The sequence below is a fragment of the Lachnospiraceae bacterium genome (genome assembly GCA_025758065.1).
Taxonomy (GTDB): domain Bacteria; phylum Bacillota; class Clostridia; order Lachnospirales; family Lachnospiraceae; genus Enterocloster.
This window is the reverse complement of record CP107199.1, coordinates 3,676,222-3,703,003: the sequence shown is the minus strand read 5'-3', so window position 1 is coordinate 3,703,003 and position 26,782 is coordinate 3,676,222. Positions and strand designations below refer to the sequence as shown.

The 26,782-nt window shown below is 47.2% G+C and carries 20 protein-coding genes and 2 pseudogenes; 16 read left to right on the top strand and 6 right to left on the bottom strand.

What is annotated here, in order from left to right; translation table 11 throughout:
* Nucleotides 1-38: 38 nt before the first annotated feature.
* Both aroF and OGM16_17310 read right to left on the bottom strand, forming a co-directional pair.
* Nucleotides 39-1,061 (bottom strand): 3-deoxy-7-phosphoheptulonate synthase, encoded by a 1,023-nt coding sequence (gene aroF, locus OGM16_17315; GenBank protein ID UYJ46512.1) that lies wholly within the window; start codon nucleotides 1,059-1,061, stop codon nucleotides 39-41.
* Nucleotides 1,062-1,227: 166 nt separating this feature from the next.
* Nucleotides 1,228-1,428, bottom strand: a pseudogene (locus OGM16_17310) (excinuclease ABC subunit A).
* 133 nt (nucleotides 1,429-1,561) lie between these two features.
* On the opposite strand from OGM16_17310, the gene OGM16_17305 reads away from it, so the two are divergent.
* From OGM16_17305 to OGM16_17290, 4 genes are all read left to right on the top strand, one after another.
* Nucleotides 1,562-3,142, top strand: a complete 1,581-nt coding sequence (locus OGM16_17305; protein UYJ46511.1) for an acyl CoA:acetate/3-ketoacid CoA transferase — start codon at nucleotides 1,562-1,564, stop codon at nucleotides 3,140-3,142.
* Nucleotides 3,143-3,155: 13 nt separating this feature from the next.
* Nucleotides 3,156-3,602 (top strand): MaoC family dehydratase, encoded by a 447-nt coding sequence (locus tag OGM16_17300; protein ID UYJ46510.1) that lies wholly within the window; start codon nucleotides 3,156-3,158, stop codon nucleotides 3,600-3,602.
* 65 nt (nucleotides 3,603-3,667) lie between these two features.
* Nucleotides 3,668-4,585 (top strand): hypothetical protein, encoded by a 918-nt coding sequence (locus OGM16_17295; protein UYJ46509.1) that lies wholly within the window; start codon nucleotides 3,668-3,670, stop codon nucleotides 4,583-4,585.
* Nucleotides 4,575-5,459 carry a hypothetical protein gene (locus tag OGM16_17290; GenBank protein ID UYJ46508.1) on the top strand — a complete coding sequence of 295 codons (885 nt, stop codon included), beginning with the start codon at nucleotides 4,575-4,577 and terminating at the stop codon, nucleotides 5,457-5,459. Before OGM16_17295 ends, OGM16_17290 begins: the two co-directional genes overlap by 11 nt.
* 58 nt (nucleotides 5,460-5,517) lie before the next feature.
* Here the strand turns inward: OGM16_17290 and OGM16_17285 are convergent, their stop codons facing one another.
* Nucleotides 5,518-5,757, bottom strand: coding sequence for a hypothetical protein (locus tag OGM16_17285; protein ID UYJ46507.1), 240 nt, complete (start codon nucleotides 5,755-5,757; stop codon nucleotides 5,518-5,520).
* A complete protein-coding gene (locus tag OGM16_17280; protein ID UYJ46506.1) occupies nucleotides 5,738-6,166 on the bottom strand; it encodes a DUF3842 family protein in 429 nt (142 codons plus the stop codon). The genes OGM16_17285 and OGM16_17280 overlap by 20 nt, the downstream gene beginning before the upstream one ends.
* A 181-nt stretch (nucleotides 6,167-6,347) precedes the next feature.
* Here OGM16_17280 and OGM16_17275 point away from each other — a divergent pair, with 181 nt between their 5' ends.
* Nucleotides 6,348-7,097, top strand: coding sequence for a FadR family transcriptional regulator (locus OGM16_17275; protein ID UYJ46505.1), 750 nt, complete (start codon nucleotides 6,348-6,350; stop codon nucleotides 7,095-7,097).
* Between the two features lie 148 nt (nucleotides 7,098-7,245).
* Here the strand turns inward: OGM16_17275 and OGM16_17270 are convergent, their stop codons facing one another.
* Entirely contained in the window at nucleotides 7,246-8,958 is a 1,713-nt protein-coding gene (locus tag OGM16_17270) for an IS1634 family transposase (protein UYJ46504.1), read from the bottom strand.
* A 408-nt stretch (nucleotides 8,959-9,366) separates the two neighbouring features.
* Between OGM16_17270 and OGM16_17265 the strand changes: the two genes are divergently transcribed.
* The 11 genes and pseudogenes from OGM16_17265 to thrS all read left to right on the top strand — a co-directional run bounded on the left by OGM16_17265 (nucleotide 9,367) and on the right by thrS (nucleotide 25,379).
* The gene (locus OGM16_17265) at nucleotides 9,367-10,575 is read left to right on the top strand and encodes a DUF3798 domain-containing protein (GenBank protein UYJ46503.1); all 1,209 of its coding nucleotides are present in this window, start codon (nucleotides 9,367-9,369) and stop codon (nucleotides 10,573-10,575) included.
* Nucleotides 10,576-10,748: 173 nt separating this feature from the next.
* Nucleotides 10,749-12,362 (top strand): sugar ABC transporter ATP-binding protein, encoded by a 1,614-nt coding sequence (locus tag OGM16_17260; protein UYJ46502.1) that lies wholly within the window; start codon nucleotides 10,749-10,751, stop codon nucleotides 12,360-12,362.
* Nucleotides 12,359-13,441 (top strand): ABC transporter, encoded by a 1,083-nt coding sequence (locus tag OGM16_17255; GenBank protein ID UYJ46501.1) that lies wholly within the window; start codon nucleotides 12,359-12,361, stop codon nucleotides 13,439-13,441. The genes OGM16_17260 and OGM16_17255 overlap by 4 nt, the downstream gene beginning before the upstream one ends.
* A 2-nt stretch (nucleotides 13,442-13,443) precedes the next feature.
* Nucleotides 13,444-14,781: an ABC transporter permease gene (locus tag OGM16_17250; GenBank protein UYJ46500.1), complete on the top strand. Its 1,338-nt coding sequence runs from the start codon at nucleotides 13,444-13,446 to the stop codon at nucleotides 14,779-14,781.
* 70 nt (nucleotides 14,782-14,851) lie between these two features.
* Nucleotides 14,852-16,249, top strand: coding sequence for a Sapep family Mn(2+)-dependent dipeptidase (locus OGM16_17245; GenBank protein UYJ46499.1), 1,398 nt, complete (start codon nucleotides 14,852-14,854; stop codon nucleotides 16,247-16,249).
* A gap of 33 nt (nucleotides 16,250-16,282) precedes the next feature.
* Nucleotides 16,283-17,359, top strand: coding sequence for a Xaa-Pro peptidase family protein (locus tag OGM16_17240; protein ID UYJ48502.1), 1,077 nt, complete (start codon nucleotides 16,283-16,285; stop codon nucleotides 17,357-17,359).
* Between the two features lie 30 nt (nucleotides 17,360-17,389).
* On the top strand, nucleotides 17,390-18,799 hold the full coding sequence (locus OGM16_17235) for a Sapep family Mn(2+)-dependent dipeptidase (GenBank protein ID UYJ46498.1): 1,410 nt from the start codon (nucleotides 17,390-17,392) through the stop codon (nucleotides 18,797-18,799).
* Between the two features lie 155 nt (nucleotides 18,800-18,954).
* Entirely contained in the window at nucleotides 18,955-19,947 is a 993-nt protein-coding gene (locus tag OGM16_17230; protein ID UYJ46497.1) for an ABC transporter ATP-binding protein, read from the top strand.
* Nucleotides 19,931-22,024: a Gldg family protein gene (locus OGM16_17225; protein UYJ46496.1), complete on the top strand. Its 2,094-nt coding sequence runs from the start codon at nucleotides 19,931-19,933 to the stop codon at nucleotides 22,022-22,024. The genes OGM16_17230 and OGM16_17225 overlap by 17 nt, the downstream gene beginning before the upstream one ends.
* Nucleotides 22,021-23,394 (top strand): DUF4340 domain-containing protein, encoded by a 1,374-nt coding sequence (locus OGM16_17220; GenBank protein ID UYJ46495.1) that lies wholly within the window; start codon nucleotides 22,021-22,023, stop codon nucleotides 23,392-23,394. Before OGM16_17225 ends, OGM16_17220 begins: the two co-directional genes overlap by 4 nt.
* A 374-nt stretch (nucleotides 23,395-23,768) precedes the next feature.
* Nucleotides 23,769-25,379 (top strand): annotated as a pseudogene (thrS, locus tag OGM16_17215) (threonine--tRNA ligase).
* Here the strand turns inward: thrS and OGM16_17210 are convergent.
* Nucleotides 25,293-26,717 carry a transposase gene (locus OGM16_17210; protein UYJ46494.1) on the bottom strand — a complete coding sequence of 475 codons (1,425 nt, stop codon included), beginning with the start codon at nucleotides 26,715-26,717 and terminating at the stop codon, nucleotides 25,293-25,295. The pseudogene thrS and the gene OGM16_17210 overlap by 87 nt on opposite strands.
* Between the last annotated feature and the right edge of the window lie 65 nt (nucleotides 26,718-26,782).

Sequence of the window (26,782 nt, the reverse complement as noted above, 5' to 3'; positions counted from 1 at the left end):
ACGTGATTAGTACAGTTATTTACGAAACGATGTATTAGTTATCTGGCTTCAAAAGTTCTGCCAGCCAGATCCACATATGGCTTTAAGTCTGCCATTAATTTATCAAATGCATCAAAAGTAAGAGACTGAGGACCATCAGAAAGTGCTTTGGACGGATCTGGATGAACCTCGATCATCAGTCCGTCAGCGCCAACTGCCACAGCAGCTTTTGCAAGAGGTTCTACATAAGCCCTTACGCCTGTTGCATGGCTTGGATCTACGATCACAGGAAGATGGCTCTTCTGGCGGATCACAGGAACCGCACTGATATCCAGAGTATTTCTGGTGGATGTTTCATAGGTACGGATACCACGTTCGCATAAAACGATATTTGGATTTCCTTCTGAAATAATGTATTCAGCAGCATTCAGCCACTCATCTATGGTAGCACATAAGCCCCGTTTTAACAATACAGGCATTCCTGATTTTCCGGCTTCCTTCAACAGCTCAAAGTTCTGCATATTTCTGGCACCGATCTGAAGCATGTCTACGTATTTAACGGCAGCTTTAATGGCATGGGCACTGGTAACTTCGCAGATCACGTTCAGTCCGGTCGCTTCTCTGGCTTCCTTCATATATTTTAAGCCTTCTTCTTCCAGCCCCTGGAAAGAGTATGGGGAGGTACGGGGTTTGTAAGCACCGCCGCGAAGGAAGGTAGCACCAGCCTTTTTTACAGCGAAAGCAGTAGAGAGCAGCTGCTCCTTTGACTCAATTGCACAGGGACCTGCCATTACAGTCATGGTTCCCGGCCCAATATGGGTATTACCAACAGGAATAACAGAGTCATCAGGGTGGAATTTTTTGTTGACCAGTTTGTAGGACTCTGTGACAGCAACAACTTTGTCAACGCCCTCACTCATTTCAATGTTGCTTCCTGCAAGCTTGGTCTTATCGCCTACAACTCCAACAATAGTGACCTGTGAGCCTTCGGAAAGGTGGACCTGAAGGCCCTTTGATTCAATGAGGGAAGTTACTTTCTGAACGTCTTCTTTGGAAGCCTGTGGTTTCATGATAATGATCATAGTCTGGTACACTCCTTATCTGCATAATGTTATCTGCATTCTTATTTTTATCTGTATAATGGATATCCTGTTTTAAAAGCTTGCAGACAGTTTAATATATAAAAGCATAAAAGTCAACACTTTAATGCTTTAAACTTTAACGCTTTTATGTAAAAGCAACCATGGGTCATAAATAATGACCGGTCTGGCTGAATGGATTTTTCGCCAGCTTTTCTGGTGTCTCGCAGGCAACAATACGGCCACCGTCAGCACCTCCGCCTGGTCCCATGTCAATGATATAGTCAGCATTGCGGATCACATCAAGATCATGTTCGATGACTACAACGGTGGCACCGTTTTCAATAAGGGTCTGGAATACCTTAAGAAGTAGGAAAGAAGTTTGAGCGTGAACTGTTCAGTCTCTGCTTCGCAAATCCAGATCAGGCAGAAGGCATGGATGCGTTTGCCAACAAGAGAAGCCCTGAGTATAAGCATATTCGTTAAAAAATGGAGGTAAAGTGATGAAAGTAATTCCTTCTTCAGAGGTTCCAAAGCTGATAAAGGATGGGGATTCCGTCTTAATGACAGGAATTACCCTGGGCGGATTTGCCGAGGAGAGTGTTATGGAGCTTGAGAAGAGCTTCCTTGAGACCGGCCATCCGAACAACATGACTTTCTACTGGCAGGCAGCCGTAGGTGATATGAATACCAAAGGCTTAAGCCACATCTGTCATGAGGGAATGATGACAAAGGGAATCGGCGGCCACTTAAACGGCTGCGGACGCGCCATGACAGAGTTCAGCCGTGATAACAAGGCGGAAATCTACAACTGGCCTCAGGGCGTATGTGTAGGTATGCTGCATGCAATCGCAGCTCATCAGCCGGGCGTTATCACCAAAATCGGCTTAAAGACATTTATGGATCCAAGATACGGCGGTGGCCGCATGAATGATGCAGCAAAGGATGATTTAATCGAGCTGTTAAACATTGATGGTGAAGAATGGCTGCTTTACAAGGCACCAAAGAAAATTAACGTGGCCATCATCCGCGGTACTGTAGCTGATGAGAACGGAAACATCAGCATGTACAAGGAAGGCTACAAGCTGGGACAGCTTTCTGCGGCAGAGGCAGCAAGAGCGACAGGCGGTATCGTAATCTGCCAGGTAGAGCGTATTGTGAAGGCAGGAACCTTAAATCCGAGACTGGTAGAGGTTCCGGGAATCCTGATTGATTATGTATATGTAGCAAAGCCAGAGTATCACTGGCAGACAGCAGCTTCCATTTACAACCCTGTCTTCTCCGGCGAGTGCAAGGTTCCAATGGATTCCATTCCATCTGTACCTCTGACAGAGAGAAAGCTGATTGCCCGCCGTGCGGCTATGGAGTTAAAGGTAGGCGATATTGTAAACCTGGGCGTAGGAAATCCGACGGTCGTATCCAATGTAGCGGCTGAGGAAGGCTGTTCTTCCATGTTTACACTGACTACAGAGAGTGGCGGAATCGGCGGTGTTCCCGCAGCAGGAAATGACTTTGGCTGTGCATGGAACGGCGATGCCATTATCGAGAGCGGAAGCATTTTTGACATGTACGACGGCGGTTCTCTGGATGTAGGCTGCCTTGGTTTCCTAGAAGTAGGGCCAAACGGTGACTTAAATGCCAGCAAGAGAAACGGGCTGGGAATCGGCGTAGGCGGATTTATGAATATTGCAGGCGGCGCAAGCAAGGTAGTATTCATGGGAACGTTTACAGGCGGAAAAACCAGAGAGAGTACACCAAAGTTTAAAGTAGGCGATGGAAAGCTGACCATTGTGCGCGAAGGCGATATGAAGAAGTTTATTAACCAGGTTGCACAGGTTTCCTTCAGCGGCGAGGTTGCCCTGGATTTAGGAAAGAAGATTCTGTATGTAACCGAGCGTGCGGTATTTGAGCTGGTAAGAGAAGGACTGAAGCTAATCGAGATTGCTCCAGGTATCGATTTACAAAAGGATATTCTGGATCAGATGGAGTTTGCACCGATTATTGCGGATGACTTAAAAGAAATGCCGAAAGAACTGTTCCAGGAAGAGTGGGGCGGTTTGAAGGATATCATGAACGCACAGTAAGGAGTGTGAAAAAATGGCAGAGAAGTATGAGTATGTATTTAAACCATTTTCCAGCTTCAAGGTAGGCGACAGCGTCAGCTTTACCAATGAGTTTTCTGCGGAGGATGTGCGCCAGTTCTCTGAACTGACCGGAGATTTGAACCCAATCCATCTGGACGAGGAATTTGCAAAAACTACATTCTTCGGAACCAGACTGGTTCAGGGCGCATTTGTAGACGCGGTATGCGGCACCATTATTGCGCCGTTCTGCGGAACCGCAAGCATCAACATGGGACAGGAATGGGGATGCCCGGCACCTACCCGTGTAGGTGATTCCGTTACCTATGAGGTAACCGTAAAGGAAATGGTAGAGGAAAAGCATGACCTGATTCTGGAATTAAAGGGAACCAGACAGGATGGAACCGTGGTATTTACAGGAACAAACCGCGTAAAAATCATGGATAAGAAGAAAAACCATTAATTAGCAGCATATGTTCTCCCGGAAAAGACGGGAGAACACAATGAGAAAAAAAGGGGGATACAGGAATGTCAACCGTAAGTTTGCTGTGTATCTGTATTGCGTTAGTAGTATTTATGTATATGAGCTATAAAGGTGTGCCATGTATTTTGGTAGCACCGTTGCTTGCAATTTTTATTCTGATTACCAGTGGTATGGATGTCGCAGAAGGAATGTCCAAAACCTATATGGGAGGCGTAGGCGGATTCTTTACCAACTACTTCCTGACACTGTGCACCGGTGCTGTATTCGGCTGCCTGATGGCAGACAGCGGCGCGGCCCGTTCTATCGGTCTTAAAATGGCACGTCTTGCAAAGCATTTTAAAGGCCATGAGAAGCTGGCAGCTATCTGGTGCGTACCTGCACTGTCTTTCGTACTGAGCTACGGCGGCATCAGCGTATTTGTTATCTTCTTCACTGTAATCGCTATCGCAAAAGAGCTGTTCCAGGAAATGGATGTGCCGTGGAGAATGTATCCGGTCAGCGGACTGGGCGTGGCAGCTATGGCTCTTACCATGGCACCCGGTTCACCATCTGTAAACAACGCCATTGCATCCAAGGTTTTAGGAACAACCGCTATGGCAGGCCCGGTTCTCGGTATTCTGGCATGTATACTTGCAATCATCGGCGGCCAGATTTACTTTACCTGGGAGTTAAAGAGAATTGCAAAGAGAGATGAGCACTTTATGGATACCGGTAAGGAAATCTGCAAGGTTCAGTTCATCGATCCTAATGTGCCATTTGAGGAAATGCCTTTAATCGTAGCAATTCTTCCTTCTATCGTACTGTTTGTAATTCTGAACATTTTAAAGCAGCCTGTATACATTGCTTCCTTTATCGCAATCGTTGTAGGCATCGTTCTTTACTGGAAGAGACTTGGTATGTTACCTGACGGACATTCTCGGAAATCCGGTTACATCGGAGAAGGAAAATACGGTGTCCATTGAGGACCGGGTTTACCAGGTTGACCGTACGGGCCGTATTACGTCGGTAAGGCACGGTTCGGTCACGAAGGACGATGTTATCTACGATACAAAGGGAAGCGGAACCAGCCGCCATATTTATGCAAAATCGGATTCCGGGGAAAAGACCCTGGTAAAAGAGTTATACGGTGTACAAAGCTTCTGTATTGTGGATAACTCCATTTATTTCTGCGCTTATGTGGACAGAGATGACAATGGAAACTGGTACAGTCAGATATACCGGGCGAATCTGAGTGGGGGCGATAAGATGGAAGTCAGCCAGCGATTCGCGGGAACCGTCAGCCAGATGTATTATTTTGAAAATGAAGGAAAAATATACGGAGAGTACCATCCGACACCCTGGAAAAACGCCTATGGACAGGCGATTCTCATCGGAAGGGATGGAGCATTATCTGTTATCAATGATTTCGGCGCCAGAAGCGGAAGAACCACCACAGGAAACGACATGATGCAGATTGTGGCGGCAAAGGGAAGCGGCCTTATTTGTATGTGGAGTGACTGCCTGTGGAATGGCGGCGGGGAGATAAAGGGAGCGCTGTGGAGCAAGGCAGTCAGCCTGGATGCGTCCCATCTGACGCCTCTTACGACCTACGAAAAAGAGGAAAAAACCTCCGAAGCAGAAACGGAAGGGGGGACTGTTGTGGTGAAGCCGATAGAAGGAGAAGCTATACCAAGGGAAACATCTTCGGTTAAGGAGACAATACAGGCGGAGACAGACGCTGTAGTGCGCCCTCTGGCACCGACGCAGTCAGAGCCGGAGGTGGAGACCGCAGCGCCTTCAAAAGCGCCTGCCGGGACAACTGAAGCGGATGAGATACAGATTATTCCTCTGGGATAACCATTAAAAGCGGAGCCTGAAATCACAAGAATCAGGCTCCGTTTTTTATTATAGCAAATTACCGCTCTTCCTCATCAAAATCCACCACAACATAAAAGCCTCTGGAATTTTCCCGGATATCTTTTACGATGCCGTACTCGGAGCGGATGCGGTCTCTGGCGGCAAAGCAGCCTGACATGGCCACCGCGGGGTCAATAATATAGCTGTAGCTGCTGGTTCCTTCCCGCTCAATGATTTTTACCTTATCGCCCACATTTACAAGGCCCTGGCGTTCCATCTTAAATTCTACGGTTCTCATATTCGGCCATTCTCCTCTCTACCTCATCACAGACCAGATTGATGTACTCGGTCAGCGTTGTATCCTTGCAGCCCACAATCATGTGGTTGCAGCGGTTTACGGGAATAAAAATTTTATAGGCACTGCTGGAACCGATGGCCACAGACATAGCCGGAGTGATTTCACCCAACAGGGAATTTGCAATGACAATACCCATGGGGCCGATAATGATGTCAGCATCCCTGGAATTGACAATGGCGGGATTTTCACCGGTGGCGCCGTAAGAGGCGCCGGCCTTCATCATGGCGGCAGTAGCGGTGCTGTTTGTGCCGATGGCGTAGGTCTCAAGAGAAGGACACCTTTTTTTGAGCTGTTCAATGACTGCCTTGCCCATCCGGCCTCCTTGACCGTCGATAATTACAATCTTCATTTTTTCACCTTCCAAATCTGTTGGAGTATCTATTACGACATTACGATTTTAACAGAAATGCTGCGGAAAGTAAATCTTATCCACAAAACAACAGGAAAACAGTGGAAAAAACAAAAATAAATTGTCAAAATTATCTAATTTGTGTTAGAATACTCATAATAAGCAGATATGCCGCCTGACGATGGCATTAAGATTATTTAATGGGGAAGGAAATATAAAAATGCTGACTGCGTTAAACTCAGAAGAAAAGACTCTGCCGGAGCGGGCCGCAGACAAAATTATTGATATGATTGTGGAGAATGCTTTGAAGCCGGGCGACCGCCTTCCGACGGAGCTGGAATTGCTTCAGTACCTGAATGTGGGGCGCAGTACGGTGCGTGAGGCAATTAAGCTTCTGGTAAGCCAGAATATTATCGAGGTGCGGAGAGGCAGCGGCACCTTCGTGAGAGAGCAGACGGGGGTTATGGACGATCCGCTGGGGTTTCGTTTTGTTCAGGATAAGCTGAAGCTGGGCCTTGATTTATGTGAAATCCGTATTATGATAGAACCGGACATGGCGGCGCTGGCGGCGGAACGGGCCACAAGAGAAGATTTGGAGCAGCTAAGGGAAGCCTGCCTTAAGGTGGAAGAGCTGATTTTACAGGGAAAGGATTATGCCCAGTGGGATATCCGGTTTCATACTGTCCTTGCCCAGTGTACAGGAAACAGCGTGGTTCATGCCCTGGTGCCTATTTTTACTCAGGCGGTTCCATTTTTTATCGACATTACCAGAAAAGGTCTCCTTAAGCAGACCATTGACAGTCACAGGGATATTCTGGAGGCTGTGTGCGCAGGTGACGGACAATCTGCAGCCCAAGCGATGCTGCATCATCTGGAGGACAACCGGCGCAACATGCTGGACATTAGCGCCAAGTTGGCAAAACGACGATAAACCTTGTATAAAAATCACAAAAATTGGAAAATATTGCAATAGTATTGACAATAAATATAAAAAATGTTAGTTTATATACATAAGACATCAGACATATTTAGAACCTGTCTTTCGGAGTTGAACTGAAGAAATAGTGCTAAGCCATGGACTAAAATCTATGGCTCAGCACTTTTTTAATATCGGTATTACCCATAAAATAAGAGGTTAATGGAAGTCCGGTATGATCGGAAAAAAACTTTATAAAAGAAGAATTCCGTGATAAGTTTATATATTTTCGGTCAGATATTTTTGCAACTCTGAAGTCACGTATGAAATCAAATATCTCTTCGGTACCATACTGGTTTTTTAAGATGTGTATCTGTAAGATCCTGGTCAGCAGTACCGCAAGGTAACAAATGAGGAAATGTCCGGTGATCGTTTCCTGTTTTTGTAAATATACAGGTCTTGCATCAAGCTGGGATTTCATGACACGGAAAGATTCTTCAATGCGCCAGAGATTATGGTAGGCAGCATACACCTTGGACGCAGCCATGTGGATCTCTGAAGTAACGATCATGTTATAACCTGCAAATTTGCGGGCATTCTCAATGGATTTTTCGTTTATTTCAACTTTTACAGCACCCTCTGTTTCTTCTCCCTTTTTATTAGTGGGAATAAAAGAAACATATTTAGAACTATCGCCATATTCGGATCTTTTTGCCTGACTGGCTTTGAGCTTCTTTGCTTTCTCGACCTGCCGGTTTATTTCATATTTCTGTTTTGCGGCAAGTTTTGGATTGAATGTTACGATCCGTTTTTCTGTAAGTTTTACTGTTTTTTTATGTCCAGCGGTATCTGTGCAGGAATAAGAAAAATCATCTACGCATTCCTTGATACGGTACAGTATCTCTCCTCTTTTGTTCATAACGTCTGCATAGTCATTTTCAAGCAGGACCCATGTTTTTTCCGTCTCAGGAAGAGTTTTTACAGATTTGGAGAAGATGTATCCATCGCCAGCTTTCAATGCGTGTGCGATGTTATTAAAGCAGTTAAGTCCCTTATCCGCGATCTGGATCGTTCTGCCGGATATGTGACTGCGTTTTTTAAGATCATCAATGATGTTACGTATAACGGGTTTTTCACTTTCATTCCCAGGATACATTTTCATACCGATAGGGATCTGGTTGGCATCCAGGAGCAGGCCCATACCGATGATCGGTTCCCTGCGGTTTTCTTTTGAGGGGCCTTTCAGGCGGAAATCATCTTCTTTATCAATCTCAAAGTAAAAGTTTGTACAATCAAAGTATGTGTGGGCCGTATCAAGCGGATATGTCTGATTGATCTGGTGGTTATAGATCTCGATCACCTTTTCGTATTCGGAGCCAATGTACTCCAGACCGGAATACAGCTGGTCCAGTGAAAAATCGTGGTTTTCAAAGAGATTTGGGATAACCTCATCATAAGTTTTTGATTTCGAACAGGGCTGGACTGTTCTTGCATAAATTAAAGCAGACATCATATCAAAAATGTTAAATCTGAAATTAGTTGCCGTCTGCATGAGATCAATAAACCGCTTACAGCCGAGAGAGTCATTGATATTTTTTAAAGGAAAATACCCCAGATGTTTTTCGGGAGACACATCGGAGATCTGTTGTTCTTTTTCTGCCTGTTTTTTCTGTTTGCATTTCTGATTAAGTTTCTGGACCTCTTTGGTAAAAACAGCAATCGGATCCTCGATGCCGGTAGCCTGAAGTTCGTGTACATACCCCAGAGGTTTGTAAGAACGATGAGCACCGCATTTTCGAGTAGGATCATAATAACTTTCGTAGATCTGTAAATAAGTACCCTTTTTATTGTTTGTTTTCTTTAAGAAATAAGACATATAAATCACCCTTCTCCATTATAACACTATAGCACTATATATGTAAAGGATAAAAACAAACTTTGTCAAATATTTTTAGCAACAAAATAACCAGCAAATATGCCGGTTTATAATAAAAGGGGGATTTTATTACTCCCAAAAGTAATAGTGCTAAATCCTAAAGACGGGGACATTAGCGCCAAGTTGGCAAAACGACGATAAACCTTGTATAAAAATCACAAAAATTGGAAAATATTGCAATAGTATTGACAATAAATATAAAAAATGTTAGTTTATATACATAAGACATCAGACATATTTAGAACGGTCAGGCTTTTTGAAAGCAGGGGTCGGAACGCGAAGATTATGTATAAAGGTCGAAAGGCCAGCCAAGCGCGAGTGAGGCGAAAGAAAAAAGGAGGAAAAAAGATGAAAAAGAAATTTTTAGCAGTAGCATTGGCAGCATCTATGACAGCAAGCCTTTGCGCATGCGGCGGCTCCAAACCAGCTGAGACCACAGCAGCTCCAGCAGCAGCTGAGACTACCGCAGCAGCAGCCGGAGAGTCCAAAGCAGAAGAAACTACCGCAGCAGCTGGTGACTACAAGATTGGTATTATGACAGGGACAGTAACTCAGGGTGAGGAGAGCTACCGTGCAGCAGAGATGCTGGAGAAGCAGCATCCAGGCAAGATTGTTCTGGCTACATTCCCAGATAAGTTTGCTACCGAGCAGGAGACAACCATCTCCACAGCACTGAGCCTTGCTTCTGACCCAGACGTTAAGGCAATCGTCTTCAGCCAGGCTGTACAGGGAACTGCAGCTGCCTGCCAGAAGATTCGTGAAGTACGTCCTGACATTCTGTTAATCGCAGCTGGTTACCAGGATGATGCAGCTACTACTGCTGCAAACTGTGATATCTTCTATCACACCAACGTTCCGGAGATGGGAATCCAGATGGTAGATGAGTTAAGCGATATGGGTGCTAAGACATTCGTTCACTATTCCTTCCCACGTCACCTGGCATGGCAGCCAACCGCTGACCGTCTTCAGAATATGAAGGATCGTTGTGCAGAGCTTGGTCTTACACTGGTTGAGACCACAACTCCTGACCCGGTGTCCGATGCAGGTGTTTCCGGTACACAGCAGTTCGTTCTTGAGGATGTTCCGCGTTCCGTTGACAAGTACGGTGTCGAGACCGCTTTCTTTGGTACAAACACTGCTCAGCAGGAGCCAATGATCAAGTGTGTTGTTGATACAAAGTCCTACTTTACATATCCTTCTGACCCATCCCCATTCGTAGGTTTCCCATCTGCACTGGGTATTGAGGTTCCGGATGACAAGCTGTATGATACAGAGTATATGATGAACGCTATTAAAGAGAAGCTGGCATCTGTTGACATGACCGGACATATGGGTACATGGACTGCTCCTATTATGACACTGTTTATGACCGGTAGCTACGCATATGCAGAAGCATTCTGCGAGGGCAAGACCAACGGCGAGAAGCTGGATGCAGATGTATTTAAGACAGTTCTTGGCGAGGCAGCTGGTGCAGATGTAGACGTAGAGAACATCGTAGATGGCGGAACTACTTATGACAATGGTTTCTTCATTATGTGTTCTTACGAGAGATTCTAATGGAATCGTTTAAATCAATCTAAATAACGAGGGAATACAACTTCCCTAATGCTTTCAAAAAGGATGGGGTGCAAGTCGTTCGCATCCCTCTCTTTTTTACGGGGGAGAAATGTGGTACCTCATTAATAAATACACCGGGTGCCTGTATGAGGGACACTGGAAAGGAGAAAAGATTGAGCAGCAAGTATGTATTGGAAATGAATCACATCGAAAAAGATTTCTTTGGAAACAAAGTATTAAAGGATGTGAGCATTAAAGTAAAACCGGGAGAAATCGTTGCTCTTATCGGAGAGAACGGAGCCGGAAAATCCACCATCATGAATGTACTGTTCGGAATGCCGGCCATTCACCAGACCGGAGGTTTTAAAGGAGAGGTATTAATTGATGGAGAAAAAGTAAACATCAAATCTCCCATTGAGGCGATGCAATACGGCATTGGCATGGTGCACCAGGAATTCATGCTGATTGATGGTTATGATGTAGCGGAGAATATCAAGTTAAACCGCGAGAATGTGAAGAAAAACCCACTGAGTATGATTTTTGGAAAACGCCTGAATCTGGTGGACCGCGCATCTATGCACAAGGAATCAAGAGCAACTCTGGATTCTCTGGGAATCGAGTTAAGCGAGAAAACCCGTGTGGGAAGTCTTCCTGTGGGCTACAAGCAGTTTGTCGAGATTGCCCGTGAGCTGGATAAGAAAAATATTAAGTTAATCGTTCTGGACGAGCCGACAGCCGTTCTGACAGAGAAAGAGGCGGAGCAGTTCCTGGAGTGCGTGAAGGAAGTTTCAGAGAGGGGAATCGCCTTTATCTTTATCAGCCACAAGCTGGATGAGATAAAGCGCTATACACATCACACCTTCGTATTGCGAGACGGTGAGATGGTGGGCGATTATGATACCGATGAGCTCAGCACCATTAAAATGTCCGAGCTGATGGTAGGACGTAAGGTTGAAATTCTGAACCGTGACATTACGGATGAAAAAGAGAATGAAAATCAGGAAGTATGTCTGGAGCTTGAGCACTTCAGAGTCAGCATGCCCGGTGAAGTGGCCAGAGATATTTCACTGCAGATAAAGAAGGGCGAAATCTTCGGTATCGGAGGTTTGGCCGGACACGGAAAAATCAGTATCGCAAACGGAATCATGGGTCTGTACCCATCCAGAGGTACCGTTAAAATCCGAGGAAAAGAGATTGACGTAACAAAGACCAGCGAAACCTTAAATGACGGAGTTGCTTTCGTATCAGAGGATCGCCGGGGTGTGGGACTGATGCTTGACGAGTCCATTGAATTAAACATTTCCATTGCAGCATTAAAGACAAAGAATCGTTTTGTGGTAAAGAAATGCGGTATCCCATTCTACGACAAGAAGAGTGCGGTAGAGTACGCAAAGCAGATGATTAAGGAGCTGGATATCCGCTGTACAGGATATACGCAGCCGGTAAGAAGCCTGTCAGGCGGAAACCAGCAGAAGGTATGTATTGCAAGAGCGCTGACTTTGGAACCGGATATCCTGTTTGTATCAGAGCCTACACGAGGCATTGATATCGGTGCCAAGAAGATGATTCTGGACTCTCTGTTAAAGTTAAACAAGGAGAAGGGCGTTACGGTTATTATCACCTCCAGTGAGCTGGCAGAGCTCCGTTCCGTGTGTAACCGTATTGCCATCGTCACAGAAGGAAAGATTGCCGGTATTCTCCGTTCCAATGAGGATGACTACAAGTTCGGTCTTCGGATGAGCGGATCTAAGATTGAAGATGCGAAAGAGGAGGCGAAAGAGGCATGAATAAGTTAAAAAATCTGGCAGATTACATCGGCATATCCCGCCTGGTGGTAATCGGATTTCTGCTTTTGCTTATGATATCAGTATTTCCGCTGGGAATTAACCCTGGTATGATTTACTCCGACTGTCTGGTTCGCGTGGGAATGAACGGTTTCCTGGTGTTAGCCATGATGATTTCCATCGTGTGCGGCGCAGGTCTGAACTTTGGTCTCCCAATCGGAATCCTGTGCGGACTGTTTGGCGGCTCCATTGCAGTGCAGTTTAACTGGAGCGGTCTGGGCGGTTTCTGGGGGGCATGCCTTGTATCGGTACCGGTTGCTATTGTTGTCGGATTCCTGTACGCAGCTCTTTTGAACAATGTAAAAGGCTCCGAGATGACCGTCGGCAACTACATGGCATTTTCCATTGTATCCCTGATGTCCATCGCATGGCTGGTACTTCCCTACAGCAACCCGAAAATTGTATGGCCAATCACCGGTGTAGGACTTCGTACAACCATGACACTGGAAGAGAACTATGACAAGGTACTGGATAACTTCTTAAAGATTGACTTTAGAAAAATGGGAATTTTGCAGGATAATCCAAATTGGAAGGATTTGTCCATTTCAACTGGACTTCTGCTTACCTTTGCAGTTGGCTGTCTTTTAATGTGGCTGTTTATGAAAACAAAGGCCGGCGTTATTATGCGTTGCAGCGGCGGCAATCCGGGCTTTTCCAGAATGCTGGGCATAAACAACAACAAAATCCGCACCATCGGTATTGTAGCTTCCACCGTTATTGCAGCAATCGGAATTAACATTTACTCCCAGAGCTATGGTTTCTATCAGTTCTATTCCGCACCTTTAATGATGGCATTTCCGGCGATGGCGGCTATCTTAATCGGAGGAGCTACACCGAAGAAGGCGACAGTGTTCAACGTGGTGCTGGGTGTTGTCCTGTTCCAGAGCCTTTTAACTCTGGCGACACCTGTAGCAAATGCCCTGATCAATGCAGGAAGTATCTCCGAGGTTGTGAGAATTATCGTTCAGAACGGTATTATTCTGTATGCGTTGACTAAGATTAAGAGTAATGGAGGAAAGTAAACATGGAAAATAAGAAACGCAATAAAGTGTTGGAAATCCTTCAGGGAAATATGGTTCCCATTTTGTTTACAGTGCTTTGTCTTGTGAGCATTAAAATATCCGGTCAGACGGCAGGCTATGTAATTACTGAGACTATCTCCCGTGTAGGCCGTAATGCGATTCTGATTGTATCCCTGATTCTTCCGGTTATGTGCGGAATGGGTCTGAACTTCAGTATTGTACTGGGAGCAATGGCCGGTGAGATTGGTCTGATTCTCATTACCCACTGGAGCATTGATGGTCTTCCGGGAATCGTAGTTGCCACTTTAATCGGTACGGTTCTGGCAATCATCCTTGGAACACTCACCGGTATCCTGTTTAACAAGGTAAAGGGACAGGAAATGATTACCGGTATGATTCTGGGCTTCTTCGCAGTTGGTATCTACGACCTGATATTCATCTTCATGGTAGGAAGCGTGATTCCTATGGTAAACCCGGAAATCATGCTGAATTCCCAGAATGCAGCAGGCGAGACCGTTTATGTAGGACTTAGAAACACCATCGATTTCCACGCTGCAACCAAATATGCAATTGATAATGCATGGAAGGTAATGTTTGTGAAGCTGCTTCCGATTCTGCTTGCAATTTTTGCAGTTGTGACGGTTCTTGTGGTTGCATGGAATATGGGAAAGAAGAAGCTGGATGTTAAGAACTCCCTGTTTGCGGCAAAGGGCTTTCTGATCACAACGGTGCTTCTGGCAATTCTTCAGATTCTTATGAAGACCTCCAAGGCAGTCCAGAAGGCATTCTTTATCGTACAGGTTCCGGTGCTGACAGCAATTCTTATCGCGCTGGTATGTATGCTGATTGTATTTATCACAAAAACAAAGCTGGGCCAGGATATTAAGACCGTCGGTATGAATATGCAGGTTGCTACAGCAGCAGGCATCAACGTAGACAAAACCCGTATTGTGGCTACGGTGCTTTCTACCGTAATCGCTTCCTGGGGACAGATTATCTTCTTACAGAACATTGGTAACGTACAGACTTTCAACAGCCATGAGCAGGTAGGTACTTACGCTGTTGCAGCTCTTCTGGTAGGCGGCGCGTCCATTGACAAAGCAACGATGGGACAGGTATTTACAGGAACCATTCTGTTCCACATCCTGTTCTTTATCACACCTCTTGCAGGCAAAGTTCTGTTCAGCGACCCGCAGTTAGGTGAGTATTTCCGTGTATTCCTGTGCTACGGAATCATTGCAGTATCCCTGGTTCTCTACGCATGGAAGAAGATTGCGGCGGACAGAAGAAGAATTGAAGAGGAAAACCGTCAGCAGATGGCAGAGCTGGAGAGCAAGTAAACGAATATGGCAGTTCAGGTCTTTACAGACTTGAACTGTTGTAATTTAAAAGTATTTCAGGAGGAGAACAATGATGACAGAGCAGGAACTTTTACAGAAAGCGGATGCCTTTATTGATGCGAATATGGATGGCATTATAAAGGACATTAAGGCCGTTGTGGACATTCCAAGCGTAAACGCGCCGGCAGAGGAGGGGGCTCCCTACGGAAAGGAAATCAAGAGAGCACTTTTGGAGGCTTTAAAAATTGCAGACCGTATGGGATATAAGACTGTAAACTGCGAGAATTATATGGGTTATGCCCAGTTAGACGGAGAGCAGGAGAAGTACATCGGAACCATTGCCCATCTGGACGTTGTACCGGCAGGAAACGGCTGGCACACAGACCCCTATAACATGACCGTGAAGAACGGTTATCTTATGGGCCGCGGCGTAATCGACAACAAGGGGCCGTTTATTCTCACACTTTATATGGCAAAATTCTTCAAGGAGCTGGGCGAAAAGCTTCCATACACACTGCGCATGATGTGCGGCTGTGATGAAGAGTGCGGTATGTCAGATGTAGAATATTACGTTCACCACTATGAGGAGCCTGTATTCCTGTTTACACCAGACTCCGAGTTCCCTCTGTGCAATGGTGAGAAGGGACATCTGGGCGGCAATATTACCAGCAAAAAGTTTGAGAATGGAGCTATTCTGGACTTTAAGGGCGGTATGGCTAAGAATGCGGTTCCTGACGAGGCTTATGCCATTGTAAAGGGCGATATTGCAAAGTTTCCGGCGGCTGACCGCATTACACTGACTGCAGTTCCCGAGGGTATACGCATTGATTCCACAGGTATCGGCGGCCATGCATCCCACGCAGAGAACACCATCAACGCCATTGGTGTTATTGCAAATTATCTGAGAGACAATGATCTGGTAACAGAGGGCGAGAAGGACTATCTGAAGATGGTTTGCCTGCTGTGCGAGGATCATCAGGGCCATGGTCTGGGAATTGAGTGCGACGACGGCAAGTTCCCGCCATTAAGCATTATTGGCGGCCTTATGCGCATGAAGGACGGAGTCATGAAACAGAACTTCGATTCCCGTTATCCAACCAACACCACTCCGGATGAGCTGGTGGCAAAGATGGCAAAGCTGGGCGAACAGTACGGCGCAACCATTACGGATGTAACAGCTACAAAGCCATTCTACATTGAGGCAGATAGGCCAGAAATCAAGGCATGCCTGGATTCCTACAATGATGTGCGCGGCTTAAACGGAAAGCCATTTACCATGGGCGGCGGAACCTATGCACGTCACTTTAAGAACGCAATCAGCTTCGGAACCGAGATTCCGGCTGAGCCGCTTCCTGATTTTGTGGGAAAAATTCACACAGCAGATGAGGGAATCGGAATTGAGCGTCTGAAAATGTCTCTGAAGGTTTATATTTTGGCGCTTCACAGACTGATGCAGATTGAGTTCTAATTACGCAGGTATATTCAAGAGGAAAATTCCATGCTGAAAAAAAGCCGTTTAAACGCGGTTCTTGGCCGTATGGAGAAGATGGGGCTGGAGCAGATGGTGGTAACAGACGCCATCTCCATCCTCTATCTGACCGAGGTCTGGGTGGACGCCTGCGAGCGCCTGGTGGCCTTGTATATCAACAAAAACGGCGAGAACCGGTTCTTTGTAAACGATATGTTCCATGTGCCTGAAAATGTAGGGGTACAGGTGGTTCGCTTTACCGATACGGATCCCTATCTTAAGATGCTGGCAGACTGCACCGATCACACAAAGCCTCTGGGTGTGGACAAGAACATTCCTGCAAGATTTCTGCTTCCTTTGATGGAAATAGGAGCGGGAACCTCCTACGTCAATGCCTCCATCTGTGTGGATGAGACGAGAGCTTTTAAGGATGAGGAGGAGTGTCAGGCCATGCGCCTGGCTTCCGCCATCAACGACAAGGCGATGGAGAGGTTTAAGGCCCTGTTAAAGCCCGGAATTACCGAGCGTGAGGTGGCAAACCAGTTTAAGGAGATTTACCAGAGCCTTGGAGCTGATGATGTGTCGTTTCCGCCTTCTGTGTGCTTTGGGCCGGATGCGGCAGTGGGACATTACCGTTGCGGCGATGTGGCCTTAAAGGAGGGCGACTGTATCCTTATTGACACAGGCTGCATTAAGGACAACTACTGCGCGGACATGACCAGAACCTTCTTCTGCGGGAAGGTGAAGGACGAGGAGCACAAAAAGGTTTATGAGCTGGTGCTGGCAGCCAACCGGGCGGCAGAGGCCATGATAAAGCCGGGTGTGCGCTTCTGCGACATTGACGCGGCGGCCAGAAAGGTGATTGCGGACGCGGGCTACGGCGATAAGTTTACACACCGTCTGGGCCACTTTATCGGTATGGAGGTTCACGATTTCGGCGACGTGTCCAGCGCCAATGAGGCAGTTGCCCAGCCGGGAAACATTTTCTCCATTGAACCGGGAATTTACCTGGAGGGAAACATGGGCGTCCGCATTGAGGATCTGGTTCTGGTGACAGAGGATGGATGCGAGATATTAAATTCATTTGACAAGGAACTCCAGATAGTGTAAGTATAAAGCTGCGAAAGGAAGGATTTTATCATGGTAGAAGCATTAAATAAGCGCATTGAGGAAAATGCAGATAAAATGGTTCAGTCTTTAAGTGAAATCGTACAGATTCCAAGTGTATACGGCGAACCGCAGGAAGGCGCTCCCTACGGAAAAGAGTCCCGCCGGGCATTGCAGTATGCTATGGATTTAGGTAAAAAGCTGGGATTTGAGACCGTTGTCAATGTAGATGACAGGGTTTGCTATATCGAATACGGCACAGGAAGCAAGCTGGTAGGTGTATTTGCTCATCTGGATATAGTCCCTGAGGGCAAGGGCTGGACCTATCCACCATTTGGCGGCGAGATTCACAATCACCGTGTTTACGGACGCGGAACCGTAGATAATAAGGGGCCGTTCATCGCTTCTCTCTACGCTCTCTACGCAATCAAAGAGCTGGGACTTCCTCTGGGAGACTGGAGAATCCGTATTGTAGGCGGAACCAACGAGGAAAAGGGAATGGAGGACATGAGGTATTATGTATCCAAGTGCGGTGCTCCGGATGCAGGCTTTACACCGGACGGACTGTTCCCTATGTCCTTTACTGAGCGTGTGATCAACTACTATTTTATGTCCTATGCACTTACTGAAGCAGCAACCGGAAAGGTAAAGGTTGTAAGCTTAAAGGGCGGAAACATTCTGAACATGGTTCCGGACGAGGCAGAGGCCGTTTTGGAGGCAGTTGACGAGGCAGAGGCAAAGAAGGTTGCTGAGGCTGTTGCAAAGTACAGCGCAGAGAACGGAAAAGAGCTGACCGCAGAGGTTGACGGAAAGCAGATTAAGATTCATTCCAAGGGACTGTGCGCACATTCCTGCACACCGTTTAACGGAAAGAATGCAATCGTGGCAATCCTCATGTTCCTTGCAGAGCAGAATATGGGCGGTTCCATGGGCAAGTTCCTTGACTTCTTCAAGGAGAAAATCGGCTATACAACCGACGGAAGCCTGATGGGAATGGCAAGAGCTGACGAGTGCGGCAAGCTGACCTTCAGTCTTTCCAAGATGGAAGTTGACGAGAACATGTTAAAGTGGGTTGTAAACATCCGTCTGCCATTTACATACAAGGATGAGGTGACAGCAGACTGGAAGGCACAGGTTGAGCCGGTTGGCATCAAGATTGACGATATGAATCTTCACAAGTCCTACCGCTTCCCCTTAGACCATCCGCTGATTACAACACTGCGCACCGTATATGAGGAGCTGACCGGAAAGGATTCCACACCAAGCTTTGAGGGCGGAACCTACGCACAGGCAGTACCGAACATTGTTCCATTCGGATCCATTTTCCCAGGAACACCGGATCTGTGCCACAGACCGGACGAGTGCATCGAAATCGACGAGTACATTCTGGACGCAAAGCTGTTCGGAAACGCTATGTATGCGCTGACACAGACTGATAAATAATCAGACATCAGACACAAATAGACCAGAAAAGCTGCTGCATGGCCGGTAAAAGGGCGTGCAGCGGCTTTGCGCGTTTTGCGCGGGCGGTCGCTGCGGCAGCGGGTTAAACCTGCGGCGCAGGCTGCTCCCCGCGGCAGCGCAAGGGAGGAAATTTTTTGATAGAGGTAAGAAATCTGGTAAAGCAGTACGGCGATTTCCGTGCCGTGGATGATGTAAGCTTTACCATCGAAAAAGGAAAAATTTATGGATTTTTAGGGCCAAACGGTGCCGGAAAATCCACAACCATGAACATGATAACAGGATATCTGTCAGCCACCTCCGGAACGGTTCTGGTGGACGGACACGATATTTCAATGGAGCCGGAGGAGGCAAAGCGCCACATTGGCTATCTTCCGGAGATACCGCCGGTGTACCCGGATATGACGCCGGAGGAATATCTGGCCTTTGCCGGGGAGTTAAAGGGCGTTCCAAAACGGGAATTAAAGGCAGAGGTGGAGCGGGTGATGGAGCTTACAGGCATTACCCATATGAGAAAGCGCCTCATAAAGAATCTGTCCAAGGGCTACCGCCAGAGAGTGGGCTTTTCCTGCGCTCTTTTGGGAAATCCGGAGGTCATTATTCTGGACGAGCCTACGGTGGGACTTGACCCGCGGCAGATCATTGACATCCGCAGACTGATACAGTCACTTCGGGAAAAACATACGGTTATTCTCAGCAGTCACATTCTGTCGGAGGTCAGCGCCGTGTGTGACCATATATTGATTATTTCAAAGGGAAAGCTGGTTGCCAGCGACAGCGCCGAAAACTTAAGCAAGCTTATGCGCCGGGCAAACACCTACGACATGCTGATTCAGGGTGAGCCGGAGAAAATCCGGGAAGCTCTGGAAAAAATCCACGATTTGTTAAAGCAGATTCGGGTAGAGGCGTCTCCAAACGGGTTTACGGCGGTTCATCTGGAAACCGACGAGACCGTTGACCCAAGAGCAGCAGTGTTCCGGCTTCTGGCACAGGCGGACTGCCCCATTATGGAGCTGACCAGCGCCAGCTTAAGCCTTGAGGATGTATTTATGGAGCTGACCGGACAGGACGAGCAGGCAAATCTGAAGGCGGACGGTAAGGAGGAAGCAGACCATGTGGGCAATTTATAAAAAAGAGATTGGTTCGTTTTACCGTTCCATGATGGGATATCTATACACCGCGTTTTTCCTGCTGATTGCAGGGGTTTTCTTTACGGCCTTTAACCTTCAAGGCGGCGTGGCGGAGTTCGGATATGTGCTGGGAAACACCATGATGGTGCTTCTGGTTGTGATTCCGGTGCTGACCATGCGTACTTTGGGAGGCGAGCAGCGGCAGAAAACCGACCAGCTTCTTTTTACGGCTCCGGTGAAAATCAGCAGCATTGTGCTTGGCAAGTTTTTTGCAGTTCTGACTGTATTTGCCATTCCGCTGCTGGTTCTGACACTGTGTCCCCTGGTTCTTTCCAGGTACGGAACCATTCCGTTGGCGCAGTCCTATTCCAGCTTTCTGGCCTTTCTGTTTATGGGAGCCGCGTGCATTTCCATCGGCATTTTTGTTTCCAGTCTCACGGAAAACCAGATTGCGGCGGCAGTTGTCACTTTTGCACTGCTGCTTCTCAGCTACCTGATAAACGGCATTGGAGGCATTATAAAGGGCAATGTCATCGGAAGCGCGATTTCCCCGTACATTGGCTGGCTGTCCCTGTTCCAGAGGTATTATGACTTCGTGGACGGCCTTTTTGATGTGGGCCATCTGGTTTATTACGCTGGAGTGGCGGTGCTGTTCTTGTTTTTTACGGTGCAGTCCGTGGAGAAGCGTTTCCGGAAAAATTCCGTTTATACAGCTGTTATGTGTGTGCTGGTGGCTGTGATTGTGGTTTTAGCCAATGCAATCGCCGGAAAGGTTCCCACGCAGTACACCCGGTTTGATACCTCCGCATCAAGGCTTTACAGTCTGTCGGAGCAGACAAAGAACATGGTAAGCGGTTTAAATGAGCAGGTGGAGCTGTATCTTATCGCCCCCCAGGGCAAAGAGGATGAGAAGCTGACCCGCCTTCTGGAAAAATATGAGAGCGCAGGCAATAACATTAAGGTAGAATATGTTGACCCAATTTTGTCTCCCACTTTTGTGCAGAATTATACTTCAGACAAGGTAAGCGACAACAGCATTATCGCAGTGGGGTCGGAGCGTTCCAAGGTAATCCGCAACTCCGATCTGTATCCGTCCAATTATGATTATAATACAGGAAAGGTCACCAATGACTTCGACGGGGAAGGACAGATTACCAGCGCCATCCATTTTGTCACCAGCGACAAGCTGTCAAAGATTTACGTTGTGACCGGACACGGGGAGACCGAAATTTCAGAGCAGTTTGGATCGGCTCTTGAAAAAGAGGGCGTTGAACAGGCCTCCTTAAATCTGACCACGGTAAGTGCAGTTCCGGAGGATGCAGGCTGCCTTCTGTTCCATGTTCCGGTATCGGACATTACAAAGGCAGAGGAGGAGGTTCTCACCTCCTATCTGGAAAACGGCGGCCGGATGATTTTAATTACCGGCATTTCCGCTGCGGAGACGCCAAACTTAAGCGAGGTGATGTCGGGCTACGGCCTGGCGGCGGTTCAGGGACTGGTGGTGGAAGGCGATGCGAACCGCAGTATTCCATCTTATCCAAACTTCCTTCTGCCGGAAATCAAGAGCAGCACCATTACAGCCCCATTTATCGCAAACGACGGCCTGCTTCTGCTGCCAAATGCCCATGCAATCACCCTTCTGCCGGATGTGCGCAGTACCGTGGAGACACAGGTGCTTTTGACAACCAGCAGCAATTCCTGGTTGAAAACAGATACCTCCAACTTAAATTATAAGGCGGGAGATGCGGCCGGGCCATTTGCGGTGGGAGTGACTGCGGCAGAGTCCGCAGGAGACGGACAGACCAGAATTGCATGGTTCTCCAGCAGCAGTCTGCTGACCGACGACATTGACCAGATGGTAAGCGGAAACAACACCAATCTGGTGCTCAACTCCATTGGCTGGATGACGGAGCAGGAGGACAGTATTACCATCCGTCCAAAGTCCACAGAATCCACAACCCTGCGTCTCACCTCCGGACAGGCAATGCAGTGGGCACTGCTGTTTGTGGCAGTAATACCGCTTGCAGTGCTGGCAGCGGGAATCGCAGTTTGTGTGAGAAGGAGGCGCCAGCAGTGAGAAAAGAGCAGAAACGGAATCTGATTGTGACATTTATCATTGCTGCGGTGCTGCTTGCAGTGTATGTATTTCTGGTGCAGGCGGAGAAAAAGCAGAGCGGCAATGACAATACAGTCGTGTATACAATGGAGGCGGATGCCGTTACGGCTCTGTCCTATAAAAGCGGCGATGAAAACGTAAGCCTTGTGAAAAAGGACGGAACCTGGTATGACGCGGAGGACGAGAGCTTCCCGTTAAACCAGAAGTTTCTGGAAACCATGGTAAATAAGACCGCCCAGTTAAAGGCACAGCGTTATGTGGGAAACGGAGATAAGGCCTTCAGCCAGTATGGACTGGAAAATCCTTCCAATGTCATTACCGTTACCACGGCGGACAAGGAAGTAAAAATCCTTTTAGGTGACACAAACGGCGCTACAGGCGACTGTTATATGGCAGTGGAAGGCGCGGGAAAGGTTTACACCGTGGATGCCACCTTCCAGACGCTGTTTTCCAACGGCCTTACGGCCATGGCGGCCAGAGAGAGCCTGCCGGAGATGAAGCTGGAGGGAATTATGTCCGTCCAGGTGGAAAATAACGGGGAAAGCATTGCTTTTGAAAAGCAGGAAAATGATGTCTGGGCCATGGCGGACGGCGCAGAGGCAGACAGCGGCCTTGTGACGGAGCTTATTGGAAAAATTATGAAGCTCCGCTATGAGGCAATGGTGGTCTACAGGCCGGAGAAGGGCAAACTGGCGGAATACGGGTTAGATAAGCCCCAGGCCCGCATTGCCGTAACTTATAAGGATGCAGACGGCAATGAAAAAACCTATGAGCTGCTTGTCAGCAGCCAGGGGCCGTTGGGGGAAGGTGCGGACAAAGCAACCCGCTATGTGTGCGCCCAGGACGGACAGGCTATTTATACCATGCGGGAGAGCAATCTGGACAGCTTTTTCCAGCTGACGCCGGAGGCGTTTTTATCCCTGAATGTAGCGCCTGTAAAGAAGGAGCAGTTTGACACCCTTACAGTTACCACCGCAGCGGGAAATGCGGAGTTTTCCATTAAGCGGGATGCGGGAAGAAATGCGGAAACCTACGCATTGAACGGAACGGAAATCACGGAGGCGGAATTTAACTCCGTTTATTACCAGCTCTATGCATTTTCCGCGGAGCGCAGAGTTTCGGACATTGCCGGCCAGCTTACAAAGGATCCGGTTCTTACCTGCATATACAGCGACAGCACGGGAAACAATGAGACTGTGCAGGCGGAGCTGATTCCCTACGATCAGAACTATTACGGGGCAAAGGTAAACGGAAAAGCCTTCCTGCTGGTAAACCGCCAGAGAGTCAACGAAATTTTGAGTGAAATTTCAAAGTATATTGTTGACAAATAAAAGTCAGATGCTATAATCATCAGTGAAGCGATGAAGGAACCAGTAGCTTGTTTTCAGCCCATCCAGAGAGCGGCGGTCAGGTGGAAAGCCGTATGTGCGAAGCAGGTGAAGATCAGTCCGGAGCTGCAGCAGGGAAGTTGAACCGATGGAAATGCTGCCGTGTACCCGCGTTAAGGGATAAATGAGTGAAAAAGCAAGGTGGAACCGTGTATATGCACCCTTGGACATAGGAATATGTCCAGGGGTTTTTCTTATTCTGGCGGCCATGCTTCTGCAGTTTTTGGAGGTATCCAGCCGGAATGGAAAAATCCCGGGCGTATTCAGGAAACACACACAGGCGGAAAAAGATTTTTCGCGCAGGAAAGGAGTTTACCATGAAGATTATTTTACCAGACGGAAGCGTACAGGAAGCAGAGGACGAGTTAAGAGCTATCCGCCACACCGCATCCCATGTGCTGGCTCAGGCAGTAAAGAGACTGTATCCTGAGACAAAGCTGGCTATCGGACCGGCTATCGACGACGGCTTCTACTATGACTTTGACAGAGAGGGCGGATTTACCCCCGAGGATCTGGAAAAGCTGGAAGCGGAGATGAAGAAGATTGTAAAGGAAAATCTTCCGTTGAAGCCATTTACATTGCCCAGAGCAGAGGCAATCAAATTTATGCAGGAAAAGGGCGAACCTTACAAGGTAGAGCTTATTGAGGACTTACCGGAGGACTCCGTTATCAGCTTCTATCAGCAGGGCGAGTTTACCGACCTGTGCGCAGGTCCGCACATTATGTATACCAAGGGCGTAAAGGCATTTAAGCTTACAAGCATTGCAGGCGCATACTGGAGAGGCAGCGAGAAGAACAAGATGCTTACCAGAATCTACGGAACGGCCTTCTCCAATAAGGAGGATCTGGAAGCCTATCTGACTATGATGGAAGAGGCTAAAAAGCGTGACCACAGAAAACTTGGAAAAGAGCTTGGCCTGTTTATGTTTGCTGAGGAGGGACCGGGCTTCCCATTCTTCCTGCCAAAGGGCATGATTTTAAAGAATACCCTGATTGATTACTGGAGACAGATTCACCAGAGAGAGGGATATCAGGAGGTTTCCACTCCGATTATCTTAAGCCGTAAGCTTTGGGAAAATTCCGGACACTGGGATCACTACAAGGACAATATGTATACCACCGTTATTGACGACGAGGACTACGCTGTAAAGCCAATGAACTGTCCGGGCGGCATGCTGGTATACAAGAATACACCTCATTCCTACCGCGACCTGCCATTAAGAGTTGGCGAGCTGGGACTGGTTCACCGCCATGAAAAGAGCGGACAGCTTCATGGACTGATGCGTGTGCGCTGCTTCACGCAGGATGATGCCCATATCTTTATGAGAGACGACCAGATCGAGGATGAAATCAAGGGCGTAACAAAGCTGATTGACGAGGTTTACAGCCAGTTCGGCTTCAAGTATTTCGTAGAGCTGTCCACCAGACCGGAGGATTCCATGGGTTCCGACGAGGATTGGGAGATGGCAACAAACGGTCTGAAGAAGGCCCTTGAGGACATGGGAATGGATTACATCGTCAATGAAGGCGACGGCGCATTCTACGGCCCCAAGATTGACTTCCACCTGAGAGACTCCCTGGGAAGAACCTGGCAGTGCGGTACCATCCAGCTTGACTTCCAGATGCCTCAGAGATTTGACCTGGAGTACACCGCAGAGGACGGCAGCAAGAAGCGTCCGATTATGATTCACCGCGTATGCTTCGGCTCCATTGAGCGTTTCATCGGTATCCTTATCGAGCACTTTGCAGGCAAGTTCCCGTTATGGCTGTCTCCGGTTCAGGTAAAGGTAATCCCCGTATCCGAGAAGTCCATGGACTACGCAAATGGCGTTTACGAGAAGTTAAAGGCAGCCGGAATCCGCACCGAGCTTGACCACAAGGATGAGAAGGTTGGCTATAAGATTCGCCAGGCACAGCTTGAGAAGGTGAGTCCGGCGCCCTGCAAGACACAGATTATCCTTGATGTGATTGATATCTCTTTCCACTACAGTCCTGATTTTATAGGTATCATCCCATTCTTCGGTTCCACGGATTGTCCCGGGATAAGTACGAAGGTTCTTTTCAGGATATATGTATACCATGCGACCGCATTTGGAAGAAGTACACGGGTTTTCACAAAAACATTGGCGATGTGCTTTTCGAGTCGTCTTGTCATAGACCCATTTCATTTTTGGACAGACAAACTTGAACGTTGGTATACCGCTTCGTAAGTTTGATTTACTGCCCTCGGGTTTCATAGGCAGAGAAGGGTCGTGAGGGCAACAGGGAACCCCATTTTCATTAATGGAATAATCCTTATTTTCAAGACCCGATCTTGCATTCAGAGGGATATAAGCTTTCGAGAAATGTTTATGGTCACCGGTAAGGAGGCTCTTATAAAGCTCAACGGTATCAAAAGCCGCATCTGCGAGGAAGGTTTTCGGATTAATTAGCGGATGTTTGGAAAAGAAGTCTTTCAGTGTTGGAATCAAAAGCTTTGAATCATGAACACATTTATCTTCGTCAGGGGAATCGGATTTCTTTTCGACAACGATATCCGGATGAGACAGCATAAATTCTTTGTTATAAAAAGAGATATGTCGGATAATGCCCAGCCCGTTGGTGACAATACCAAATTTGAAGACATAGCAAAAATGCCCATTGATATATAGCTGTTTGATCTCAGGATTAGCAGAGGCATGGGAAGGCATGGAGCCATAGGCAGCCTTGTAGGAATCATAAGATTTATCAAAGCCATGAGCTTTCGCATGCGCCTTAAGCTGCTTGATGATCCTGTTCGCATACTTCGGATTATTTTCGGTAACAAATGCTTCAATACCGGAAGAATCAAAGCTGGTCATATCTGCTTTCGCAGAGTCAATTGCCTGGCAGATAGGTTCGGTAACATCAACAAGCTTATCGAATACGAACTGTAAGTCATCTAAAAAGTCCTGTTTGAAACGAGTGATTTTGGAAGTGTCAGGGACTTTGGTAAAGCCGCAGAACTCACGAAGCGGTTTTGAATAAGCGAGAAAAGTCAAGAGAAGCTGATCTGTAGGGATAGAGAAAATACGTTGTATAATCAAAGCCCACAGGAAAGCTTGCAAAGGGTATTTACGGGTTCTGCCCGTCGATGCATAGAAATGATTTCTGAAAGAAATCGGAATAAACTCATCAATATCGATATGGGTTTCCAATAGAGAAAGAAACGCAGGTTTGTCATGTTCAAATTTTTCTTGGCAATCTGTAAAAATATCTTTCAAAGAAAGCTGTTTATATGGTATCATAGGTATCAGAATAACTCCTTTCTTGGATAGTGGATTTTAGTTTTTAGCAACTTTATTATACCATA